Here is a 10,970-nt window from a genome sequence, read left to right as displayed (position 1 = left end):
CAGCTAATCTCCCCCCTTGCGGGGGAGATGCCCGGCAGGGCAGAGGGGGTCGTCTCACGTAGAGCGCCAACGTCCTCGCGCCTCGCGCGCCAGCAAGGCGTTTCACGCGCGGCGACCCCCTCTGTCGCCTTCGGCGACATCTCCCCCTCGAGGGGGAAGATTAGGCGCTTACCCCGTGACATATCGCTTCCCCTGATTATATGATAAGACAACTCCACTAAAACGGAGGCGCCTCCGTTTATTTACGTGGGGGCTGACCCGCATGGGTTCAAGCCCCATATTGCGACAGTGGAGAAAAAACTGACTGAACAGCCCTCGGAGCCTGCCGAAAAGCCTGAAACGCCGGCGCCAAAGCCGCTGCGCGCCGACGCGCGGCGCAACCGCGACAAGCTTGTCGAGGCGGCGGCGCAGGCGTTTGCCGCCGAGGGTGTCGATGCCTCGCTGGAGGAGATCGCCAAGCGGGCAGGAGTCGGCATCGGCACGCTCTACCGGCATTTCCCGACGCGCGAGCATCTGGTCGAGGTGGTCTACCGCCGCGAGGTGGAAGCGCTCTGCCATGCGGCCGAGGAACTTGCCGGCGCTCATCCGCCCGATGTGGCGCTGGAACTCTGGATGCAGCGCTTCGTCGACTACATCGCCACCAAGCGCGGTCTGGCGACAAGCCTGCGGCTGTTGCTCACCACCAACTCGACGCTGTTCTCCGATACCTCGGGCCGCGTATCCGGCGCGCTGAAGGGGCTGGTCGAACAGGCCGCAGCTGCGGGGAAGATCCGCGCCGACGTCGATGCGTCGGACGTGCTGCATGCGCTGGGCGGCATCTACTCCGCCCCCAACACGCCCGACTGGCGGGACCGCTCGGGGCGGCTGGTGAAGCTCTTGATGGACGGGCTGAGGTTCGGGGCATCGGAGGCGGCGAAAGCCGGCTGAAGCACCGCTAGCTGGGTGCGCTTCGTCTGGTCCGGTTCCAAGCTGGTGATCCAGTCCGCAAAGGCCGACATCGCGGCGGTCGGTTCCCTGGACTTCAACTTGGTCAGCCAATAGCTGCCGAGCGATATTGAGGCCTGGAAAGGGCGCCTTATCGACCCCTTGCTCAGTTGTCGCGAAAACATCAGCGCCGGAGCCAGCGCAACGCCTGCCCCTTGTTCGGCGGCTTCCATCATCGCCAGTGAAGAATCGAAGACGATCGCGCTCGCGAAGTTCGCAGGCGCTTCCATGCCGGCGGCCTCGAACCAGCGGCTCCATTCGTCCTGACGGTAGCTGCGCAGCAAGGTAAGCGCGCCGAGGTCCTGCGGCGCGTGAAGCGTCGCCGCCAGTTCCGGCGTGCAAAGCGGCGTCAGAGGTGCTTCGAAAAGTTCAGTCGCATGAAGGCCATTCCAGGCGCCGTTGCCGAAGCGGATCGAAAAATCCAATCCCTCGGCCGCCAGGTCGACGCGGTTGTTGTTGGTGGACAGGCGCAACTCGACGAACGGATGGGTGCGCCGGAAGTCTTCCAGTCTCGGAAGCAGCCAGCCGACGGCGAAGGTTCCGACGGCGCCGACGACGAGCGGTTCGCGCAGTTTTCCAGATCCGACCCGCTCCAGCGATCGCGCCAGGCGGTCGAAGGCGTCGCCGACGATCGGCAGCAGAGCCTCGCCTTCCGCCGTGATCTTGAGGCCGCGAGGCAACCTGCGAAACAGCTGCACGCCGAGCCGCTGTTCGAGCGATCGAACCTGCTGGCTAACGGCGGCCTGCGTCACCGCCAGTTCGATGCCGGCACGTGTGAAGCTGAGATGCCTGGCCGACGCCTCGAAGGCCCGCAATGCATTGAGCGGCAGGTAAGGTCGAACCATCGATGCCCAAGATTATCTTATAGCTGTTGCGATTTATCATCGTTTGTAGCCGGTTCGAAGGGGTCATAAACCCGCATTCATCCGATCCAGAGGGAGCAGATCATGTGCAGCCGGCTTCGTCTCACCATCGCTGCCGTCGTCTTCGCCTGCGCGCCGGGCAGCCTGTCAGGCGCTCGCGCCGCCGATCAGGACGCCAAGATAAGGCAGCTCGTCGATGAGGCGGTGAAGCCGGTGATCGCCCAGTACGACATTCCGGGGATGGCCGTCGCCGTGTCCGTGAACGGCGAGCGCTTCTTCATCGACTATGGCGTGGCCGAGAAGGACACCCAGGCAGCCGTCACGCGCGATACGTTGTTCGAGCTCGGCTCGATCAGCAAAACCTTCACCGCGACGCTCGCGGCCTATGCCGAGGTCGAGGGCAAGCTCGCACTTGGCGACAAGGTCGGCAAGCACATGCCCGAGCTTCAGGGCAGCGCGCTGGGCGACGTCAGGCTGCTCGACCTCGCCACGCACACGGCCGGCGGTTTCCCGCTGCAACTGCCCGATACGGTGAAGACGCAAAAACAGCTCATCGCCTATTATCGCCAATGGAAGCCGCAATTCGCGGCCGCCACCACCCGCACCTACGCCAACCCGAGCATCGGCCTGCTCGGGATGGCCACCGCCAAGGCGATGGGCGCGAGCTTTCCGGCGCTGATGGAAAAACGGCTGTTGCCGGAACTCGGCTTGCGGCGAACTTACGTCAACGTCCCGGCCGCACAGATGAAATCCTACGCCTGGGGCTACAACCGCAACGACAAGCCTGTCCGCGTCACCCCGGCATTGCTCGCCGAAAAGGCCTACGGGATCAAGTCGAACGCAGTCGACATGATCCGCTTCATCGAGGCCAACATGGGCGTCGGCAAGGTGCCGGACGATCTCGCACGCGCGCTCGAAGCCACCCACACCGGTTATTTCCGCGCGGGCGAACTGATCCAGGATCTGATCTGGGAGCAGTATCCCTATCCGGTCGATCTGGCGAAGATCGTCGCCGGGAATGCGCCCAGTATGCTGCAGCCGATCCCTGCAACTGCGATCGAGCCGCCGATGGCGCCACGCGCCGACATGGTGCTCAACAAGACCGGCTCGACAAACGGCTTCGGCGCCTATGTCGCCTATGTCCCGTCGAGGAAGATCGGCATCGTCATGCTGGCGAACAAGGCTTACCCGAATGAGGCGCGAGTCAGGGCGGCCTACCAGGTGCTGTCGCGGCTCACCGACTAGCCGCTCGTCCGGTCACTTCGGTGCTGCTTGGCCAATCCACTTTTCACCGGCGCACCGCCTGCGCCCCAAAAAACCTGCCCAAAAATGGAGAAACAGATGACCTCGATCACCCGGCGTTCAGCGCTTGCCGGCGCATTCGCATCCTTGCCGATCGTGCGTATGGCCCGCATCATCGTCGAGACGTTCGCAGGATAGTGCGGCCTGGGCGGCGCCGACGGCCGAACGGGGTCAAACCCGGCGACGGCGGCGTTTATGTTTTGAGGCGTTGAAACTGCCAATCTCCCCCCTTGCGGGGGAGATGCCCGGCAGGGCAGAGGGGGGTGCTGTCCCGCCAGCCTGTCGATTCTTGGCAGTCCCACATTCATCCTGTCGGTGAACCGATCCGGCCAACGGTAGCGTTCCTTCGCACCCCCCTCTGGCCTGCCGGCCATCTCCCCCGCAAGGGGGGAGATTAGCGGCTTCGGCGTCTCGCCTTCTCCTGTTGCCGGAGAACGGCTAGGCTTCGCGCCAAAGCACCCCCAGGAGCCCGCCCATTCCAAAGCCCACCTTCCTCGAAATTGCCCGCCGCGCCGGGGTCGGCACGGCGACGGTGGAGCGCGTTTTGAACGGCAGGGGCGGGGTGCGCCCCGAGACGGTGGAGAAGGTGGTGGCGGCGGCGCGCTCGCTCGACTATCCGCGCCGACTGCCCGAAGCGCATCGCGGCGTCATCCGCATCGAGGTGATCCTGGTCAGGCCCGACGCCACCTTCTTCGCGCGCCTCTCCCGCGCCTTCGAACGCATCGCGGCGACGCTCGACCGCTCGATCGCCGTCCACCGCACCTTTCTCGACGAGGCCAATCCGGCGGCGATCGCCAAGCGCATCCTCGAACCGGAGATGCGGCGCGCCGCGCTGATCCTCGCCGTGCCCGACCATCCGCTGGTGAGCGCGGCGGTGGCGAAGCTGGAGGCGGAAAACATCCCGACGGTGCAGATCGTCACCCAGATCTCCGGCACCAAGAGCACCTATGTCGGCATCGACAATTACGCCGCCGGCCGCATGGCGGGGCTGCTGATGGCGAAGATGCAGCGGCGGCCGGGCAAGGTGGTCGCGATCTGTCACAGCCAGATCTATCGCGTCCACCGCGACCGCGTACGGGGCTTCTTCGACTATCTGATCGACGAGGGGCGGGATTTCGAGCCCATCGCCACCCTGTTCGGTTTCGACAACGGCGACCGCAATGCCGAGCAGTTGCATGAGGCGTTTGTGCGCTGGCCCGACCTTGCCGGCCTGTACAATGCCGGCGGCGCCAACACGGCCCTGAACGAAGTGCTGCGCCGGCACCCACGCGGTCGCGACGTCTTCTTCGTCGGCCATGAACTAACCGAGCGCAGCACGCGCGGCCTGCATGACGGCACGATGGACGTCGTGCTCGACCAGGCGCCGGAGGCGCAGGCGCGCCGCGCCATCGACCTGGTGCTGGCGGCGCTCAACCTGCACGACCTGCCGGTCGATAACCCGCCGATCCGCTTCATCACCTTCACTGCCGAGAACCTTTGATCTGATTTGATCAAGGTTGCGCGAGCCTTGGCCGGTATCGCGGTGCTAACTCGACCGCGAACGGGAGACGAGCATGTGCGAATTCTCCCCCTCATCCGGCCGCTGCGCGGCCACCTTCTCCCGAGCGGAGAAGAGGGCCGGCACCGACGCAGCCTGGCTCCTCTCTCCCTGGGGAGAGGTCGGATGGCCCCGAATTGCGCTTCGCAATTCGGCTGGCAATCCGGGTGAGGGGGAGCTTTCACAAGCCTGATCGTCCGCCCTGCGAACGGGAGGATCATCGGTGGCAAGACGCTTGACGGCCTACGACCTGCAAAGCGCCAAGGGCAGCAGGAAATGGCTGCAGCTGCATGTCGACACGCCAGCCGAGGCGGCGGCCGCGGTCGCCTGCGACATCGTCATCCTCTCCTGCGAGCCCGACCACAATCTGGAATCGATCCGCCGGGCGGCGCCTTACGCGTTCCTCTCCGTCGGCATGCCGCATGGCGCGGTCGCGTCGCCGGACGAGGCGGTGCGGCTGGGCTTCGCCATGATGAAGCGCGGCGCCGACGCGGTCTATTCATCGCACTCGCCGCGCTTCATCGAGGCGATGGCGGCGGAGGGCATTCCCGTCACCGGCCATGTCGGTCTGGTGCCGAACCGCGCCACCTGGACGAATTTCCGCGCCGTCGGCCGCACGGCGGAAGAGGCCTTCAAGGTGCTGCGCGCGGCCAAGGACCTGGAGAATGCGGGTGCGGCCTGCATCGAGGTCGAAGTGGTGCCGGTCAGGCTCGCCGACCACATCACCCGCTCGACGCCGCTGATCACCATGGGCATGGGCTGCGGCACTGCCTGCGACACGCAGTATCTGTTCTCCTGCGACGTGCTGGGCACCCACACCGGCCACTATCCGCGCCATGCCAAGCGCTATGCCGACTTCGTCACGCTGGAGGCCGAGCTGCAGGAAAGGCGCATCAGTGCGTTCCGCGCCTTCGGCCGCGACGTCGCCGCAGGCAGCTACCCGGAAGCGAAGCACCAGGTGGACATGGACGATGCCGCCTATGACCGCCTCCTCACGCTCTCTCAATCGCTGTGAGACCAGCCATGGACGACCTGCAATACGGCACGCGCAACAAGAGGGGCGATTGGGCCCCGAACGAACCGGCCGGCACCGCGCCGCTCTTTGCGTTTCCGCCGCGACCGCTGGCGCTGCTGAAGTGGCTGCCGCATTATTTCCTGCCCTACAACCTGCTCTTCGCCCTCTCGGCAGTGGTGTGGTGGCGCTACGTGCTGCCGGACGTCGAGACGATGAAGACGCTCGCCATCGGCTGGATCCTGCGCCTGTTCATCGTCAACTGCGCGGCGCTGCTTGTCTTCTTCGGCGCTTTCGAGCTTCGACTCTACATTTTGAGAGCCCAGGGCAACCACTTCAAATACAACAGCAAATGGCCCTCGGAGCAGAAGAGCAAAGCCTTCTTCTTCGAGAACCAGAACATCGACAACATGCTGCGCACCTTCGGCACCGGCATGCCGATCTGGACGGCGATCGAGGTGGCGATCCTCTACGCCTACGCCAACGGCTACGTGCCGTGGCTGACCTTCGCGGAGAACCCCGTCTACCTGTTCTGCCTGGCGCTGGTGGTGCCGATCATCCACGAGACGCATTTCTTCCTGCTGCACCGGACGATCCATTGGGGGCCGCTCTACAAATGGGTGCATTCGGTGCACCACAATTCGGTCAACCCGTCGCCCTGGTCGTCGCTGTCGATGCATCCGGTGGAGCAGCTCGGCTATCTCGGCGTCGCCTTCTGGCACCTGATCATTCCGTCAAACCCGCTGCTGGCGCTCTACCAGCTCCACTATGCCGGCTTCGGCGCGATCCCGGGCCATGTCGGCTTCGACAAGGTGGAACTGACCGAGGACAGATCGGTCGATAGCCACGCCTATATCCATTACCTGCACCACAAATATTTCGAGGTGAACTACGGCGACGGCCTGATCCCGTTCGACCGCTGGTTCGGCACTTTCCATGACGGCAGCAAGGACGGCGAGGCGCGCATGCAGGCCCGCTACGAGAAGAAGAAGGCGCGCGCCAACGCCGCCGCGAAATGACAGCTGCAGAGAAAGCCACGTGGCCGGCCTGAGCCGCCCGCTTCAACGATCCCGAAAGGGCCGGCGAATAAGACAGGAGTGAGCCGGCACTCCAAATCCAGAGGGAGGAAACCCGTGAAGAAGCTTCTCATCTCGACGGCGCTCGCCGCTTTGATGGCGACCGCGTTCGCGACTGTCTCGACCGGCGCCTTCGCCGCCAAGCTCGGCGTCTCGATCGTCAACTTCGACAACAATTTCCAGACGCTGCTGATGCATGGCATGCAGGCCCGCGCCAAGGAGAAGGGTGCCGAAATTCAGGTCGAGGACGCCCAGAACGACGTCGCCAAACAGCTCGACCAGGTCAAGAATTTCATCGCCAGCGGTGTCGACGCCATCATCGTCACGCTGGTCGACACCAATGCCTCGAAGACCATGAGCGAGGAAGCCGCCAAGGCCGGCATTCCGCTGGTTTTCGTCAACCTCGAGCCATCGGACATGAAGAACCTGCCGGAGAAACAGGTCTATGTCGGCTCGAACGAGGTCGAGTCCGGCACGCTGGAAGCTTTCGAGGTCTGCAAGATGCTGCGCGCCAAGGGCAAGTCGGCCGGCGCTACCGCCTACATCATCATGGGCAGCTTGGTGCATCAGGCGGCGCTCCAGCGCACCAAGGATGTCGAGCAGATCTTTTCGACCGACATGTGCAATTTCATCAAGGTCACCGACAAGCAGTCGTCCGAATGGTCGCGCGACAACGCGCAGAACCTGATGACCAACTGGCTGACTGCCGGCCCGGCGCCCGACGCCGTCATCGCCAACAACGACGAATCCGCCATCGGCGCCATCCTGGCGCTCAAGGCCAACGGCGTCGACCTGAAGAATGTCGTGGTCGGCGGCATCGATGCCACGCAGGACGGCCTGCAGGCGATGAAGGCCGGCGACCTCTCGGTCACGGTGTTCCAGAACGCCAAGGGCCAGGGCGGCGGCGGTGTCGATGCGGCGCTCGCGCTTGCCAAAGGCGAGAAGGTCGACCGCGTCGTCTATGTGCCGTTCGAACTGGTGACGCCCGCCAACGCGGCGGAATACCTGAACAAGAACTAGACCCGGATCATCGGGGCGGCCGGCTTCGCCGCCCCGATGGGTTCGCCTCGATCTGAAGGCAAGACAGATCTGAAGGGAAGAAAAATGACCGGTTGGATCAGGGCCTGCGGGCTCGACGACATCGAACAGGAAGGCGCCCGCCGCTTCGACCATGGCGGCAAGACCTATGCCGTCTTTCGCTCGCCCGACGACGAGGTCTTCTGCACCGACGGGCTTTGCACGCATGAGGCGGTGCACATCGCCGACGGGCTGGTCATGGACTACGAGGTCGAATGCCCAAAGCACGCCGGCGCCTTCGACTACCGCACCGGAGCCGCCAAGCGCCTGCCGCCATGCATCAATCTCAGGACCTATCCGGCGAAGGTCGAGGCGGGAGCGGTGATGGTGGCGGTGGGCTGAAAAGCTCCCCCTTCTCCCCTTGTGGGAGAAGGTGGATCGGCGCGCAGCGCCGAGACGGATGAGGGGTGTTCCAGCTTGGCGGCCACGACGACAGCGCAGCGACATTCCCCAGCGCCTCACTCCGTCCAGCACCCCTCATCCGTCGCCTTCGGCGACACCTTCTCCCACAAGGGGAGAAGGAAAGAGGCGCTAAATCCCCTCGCCATCCACCAGCGGCACGTCCTCGCCTTCCCAGGGGCTCGGCAACGAACCTCGCCCCGCCGTGGGCAGCGGCATCCAGCATCTGAGCTCCGGCTCGGCATACTCGACGACGCGTCCGGGCGATGAATCCGACGCCCGCCAGCCTTCCTCGCCGAACTGGTCGGCGCGCGACCAGTAGGCCATGTCGACCTCGGCCGGTCCCTGTTCGGACGAGCGCACCGTCACCAGGATGCGACTGCCGTCCCGCGGCGCGCTCGCCATGTTGCGCCAGTGGTCGGTCTCGTCCATGTGGTCTCCTCCCAAGAAGCTTCGTGGCAATAGTCGCCGCCCGCCGGGGAGGGGTCAACCCGAACTTGGCGCGAGACAGAAATATCGTTCACGGCTAATATGTTCGCCGACCGCAATCGGACGGACGACCATGGACGAAGGGTTGCCTCAAGCCACCCGTCTCGGGCCGGTCCATCTCAGGGTGACCGACATCCCGGCTGCCTTGATCGTCTGGCGCGACACGCTCGGATTGGCGGTCCTCGGCGAGGATGCCGCCACGGCGGAGCTCGGCGCCGGTGGGCGGAAGCTTATCGTGCTTCACGCCGGAGCGCGGATCGCCTTGCCGCAGAAATCGCGCGATCTCTTCCATGTCGCCATCCATGTGACGAGCCGCCGCGACCTCGCCCACACCGCCGCCCGGCTTAAGGCGTCCGGCTTGCGCTACAGCGCCCAGGACCACCTGGTTTCGGAATCGCTCTACGTTTCCGACCCGTCCGGCAACGGCATCGAGATCTGCTTCGACACGCCGGAACGCTGTCTGCGCCGCGAGGTGTCGGCCGATGGCCGCGTGGCGCTGATCGGCACCGACGGCAGCGCGCATTCCGGGCTCGAGCCGCTCCATCTCCCGGGCCTTTTGCGCGACCTCGGCAATTCCGGCCATGTCGAGCAGAGGATGGCGAAGAACGCCTTCATCGGCCACATCCATATGCGCGCCCGCGCGCCGGAAGAACTGATGGAATTCTATGTCGGTGTGCTCGGCTTCCGCCCGCACATCCAGTCGAGAAGTTTCGGCATGTTCGACTGCGGCACCGGGAGCCGGCCGCATATGGTCGCCTTCAACATCTGGGCGCGTGACGAGCTGCGCGAGCCGCCGCCGGGTGCCGCCGGCCTCGACCATTTCACGGTTGAGCTTGCATCGGTCGAGGAGCTGGCTGCGCTGGAACGCAGGCTCGATGCCGCCAACCTGCCGCCGAAAAAGATCGGCGGTGCCGTGGAGACCGCGGACCCGGAAGGCAATCGCTTGCGGTTCGTGCTTCGGGAAGGTTGATCGCGCCGCAGCGGACGATTGGGGAAGACAAGTGGGAGGAGGGGAGAATGACCATCAGGGTGATAGGAACCGGCTTCGGCCGCACCGGCACGGATTCGATGCGCGAGGCGCTGACCATGCTCGGCTTCGGCCCGTGCCATCACATGTCGGAGGTCATGGCGCATGCGGAGCAGAAGCGGCTCTGGCGAGCGCTCGCCCAAGGCGCCGCGCCGGATTGGGATCGGCTGTTTGCCGGTTATAAATCCTGCGTCGACTGGCCCTCGGTGCATTACTGGCGCGAGCTGATCGAGGCCTACCCCGAGGCGCGCGTCATCCTCACCTGGCGCTCGCCGGAAAGCTGGTGGGAGAGTTTCGCAAAAACCATCCTGCCGGCCGTCATTGACAGCCAGGATCAGGAGTCGTTGGGCGTCGCCCTTGTCACGAAGCAGGTTTTCGGCGGCCGTCCGCAGGACCGCACGCATGCGATTGCCGTCTATGAGGCCAATATCGAAGCGGTGCTGAAGACGGTGCCGGCCGAGCGCCTGCTGGTTCACAAGCTGGGCGACGGCTGGGCGCCGCTCTGCGCCCATCTCGGCGTTCCGGTGCCGGACGAGCCCTATCCCAACCGCAACACCACGAAGGAGTTCCGGACGGCGCTTTCGTTGAATTGAAGGGAAGGGAGGGGAATAGGGGAAAAAGGTATTGGCATCCGATGTGCGGAGTTCACGAAGTCTGATCTTCCCTACTCCCCTACTCCCCTATTTCCGTTCCGCAGGAAGGAACACCACCATGACGAGCCATTTGGACACCACCTTCCTGACCGCCTCGCAACTGGCGGCGGCGATCCGCGAGGAGAAGGTCGGCGCTGTCGAGGCGATGGAGGCGCAGCTTGCCCGCATCGCTGTCGTCAACCCGCTGCTCAACGCCATCGTCACCCTCGACGAGGAGGCGGCCCGCGCCGGAGCGAAGGCCGCGGATATGGCGGTCGCGCGCGGCGAGGCCGTCGGTCCGCTCAACGGTGTGCCGGTCACGCTGAAGGACGGCCATGCCACAGCCGGCATGCGCACCACCGTCGGTTTGGAAGCCTTTGCCGATCATGTCCCGCCGATGGACAGCACGATTGCCGCGCGGCTGCGCAAGGCCGGCGCTATCATCATCGGCAAGACCAACGTGCCGCCCCGGCTGCGCGACCTGCAGACCGACAATCCGATCTTCGGCCGCACCGTCAATCCGTGGGACGTTACCCGCACATCCGGCGGCTCCAGCGGCGGCGCGGCGGCCG

12 protein-coding genes are annotated in these 10,970 nt (G+C 65.0%); 10 read left to right on the top strand and 2 right to left on the bottom strand.

All coding sequences use genetic code 11. The features are described from left to right. Positions 1 to 300: 300 nt before the first annotated feature. Entirely contained in the window at positions 301 to 927 is a 627-nt protein-coding gene (locus EOA75_RS20820) for a TetR/AcrR family transcriptional regulator (RefSeq protein ID WP_082980661.1), read from the top strand. Here EOA75_RS20820 and EOA75_RS20815 read toward each other — a convergent pair. Continuing rightward, positions 819 to 1,829, bottom strand: a complete 1,011-nt coding sequence (locus tag EOA75_RS20815; RefSeq protein WP_127325046.1) for a LysR family transcriptional regulator — start codon at positions 1,827 to 1,829, stop codon at positions 819 to 821. The genes EOA75_RS20820 and EOA75_RS20815 overlap by 109 nt on opposite strands. A 102-nt stretch (positions 1,830 to 1,931) precedes the next feature. Here EOA75_RS20815 and ampC point away from each other — a divergent pair, with 102 nt between their 5' ends. The 6 genes from ampC (at position 1,932) to EOA75_RS20785 (ending at position 8,193) form a co-directional block, all read left to right on the top strand. Next, positions 1,932 to 3,092, top strand: coding sequence for a class C beta-lactamase (gene ampC / locus EOA75_RS20810; protein WP_127325045.1), 1,161 nt, complete (start codon positions 1,932 to 1,934; stop codon positions 3,090 to 3,092). A gap of 532 nt (positions 3,093 to 3,624) precedes the next feature. Continuing rightward, positions 3,625 to 4,629 (top strand): LacI family DNA-binding transcriptional regulator, encoded by a 1,005-nt coding sequence (locus EOA75_RS20805; RefSeq protein ID WP_127325044.1) that lies wholly within the window; start codon positions 3,625 to 3,627, stop codon positions 4,627 to 4,629. A gap of 280 nt (positions 4,630 to 4,909) precedes the next feature. Beyond that, positions 4,910 to 5,701 carry a 3-methyl-2-oxobutanoate hydroxymethyltransferase gene (locus EOA75_RS20800; protein ID WP_127325043.1) on the top strand — a complete coding sequence of 264 codons (792 nt, stop codon included), beginning with the start codon at positions 4,910 to 4,912 and terminating at the stop codon, positions 5,699 to 5,701. A gap of 8 nt (positions 5,702 to 5,709) precedes the next feature. Beyond that, positions 5,710 to 6,717, top strand: a complete 1,008-nt coding sequence (locus EOA75_RS20795) for a sterol desaturase family protein (RefSeq protein WP_127325042.1) — start codon at positions 5,710 to 5,712, stop codon at positions 6,715 to 6,717. Positions 6,718 to 6,831: 114 nt separating this feature from the next. Next, positions 6,832 to 7,794 (top strand): sugar ABC transporter substrate-binding protein, encoded by a 963-nt coding sequence (locus EOA75_RS20790; RefSeq protein ID WP_127325041.1) that lies wholly within the window; start codon positions 6,832 to 6,834, stop codon positions 7,792 to 7,794. A gap of 84 nt (positions 7,795 to 7,878) precedes the next feature. Then, entirely contained in the window at positions 7,879 to 8,193 is a 315-nt protein-coding gene (locus EOA75_RS20785; RefSeq protein WP_067322435.1) for a MocE family 2Fe-2S type ferredoxin, read from the top strand. 189 nt (positions 8,194 to 8,382) lie between these two features. On the opposite strand, the gene EOA75_RS20780 is transcribed toward EOA75_RS20785, so the two are convergent. Continuing rightward, positions 8,383 to 8,682: a hypothetical protein gene (locus EOA75_RS20780; RefSeq protein ID WP_067322438.1), complete on the bottom strand. Its 300-nt coding sequence runs from the start codon at positions 8,680 to 8,682 to the stop codon at positions 8,383 to 8,385. Positions 8,683 to 8,812: 130 nt separating this feature from the next. Between EOA75_RS20780 and EOA75_RS20775 the strand changes: the two genes are divergently transcribed. The 3 genes from EOA75_RS20775 to EOA75_RS20765 form a co-directional block, all read left to right on the top strand. After that, complete coding sequence (locus EOA75_RS20775; protein WP_067322442.1) at positions 8,813 to 9,709, top strand: VOC family protein; 897 nt, start codon at positions 8,813 to 8,815, stop codon at positions 9,707 to 9,709. A 47-nt stretch (positions 9,710 to 9,756) separates the two neighbouring features. Continuing rightward, the gene (locus EOA75_RS20770) at positions 9,757 to 10,359 is read left to right on the top strand and encodes a sulfotransferase family protein (RefSeq protein ID WP_067322446.1); all 603 of its coding nucleotides are present in this window, start codon (positions 9,757 to 9,759) and stop codon (positions 10,357 to 10,359) included. Positions 10,360 to 10,477: 118 nt separating this feature from the next. Further along, the coding region (locus EOA75_RS20765) for an amidase family protein (RefSeq protein ID WP_245466695.1) at positions 10,478 to 10,970 on the top strand (493 nt) is incomplete at its 3' end.

This window comes from Mesorhizobium sp. M1A.F.Ca.IN.022.07.1.1 (assembly GCF_003997575.1).
In the GTDB taxonomy this organism is placed as follows: domain Bacteria; phylum Pseudomonadota; class Alphaproteobacteria; order Rhizobiales; family Rhizobiaceae; genus Mesorhizobium.
This window is presented reverse-complemented; position numbering and strand designations above follow the sequence as displayed.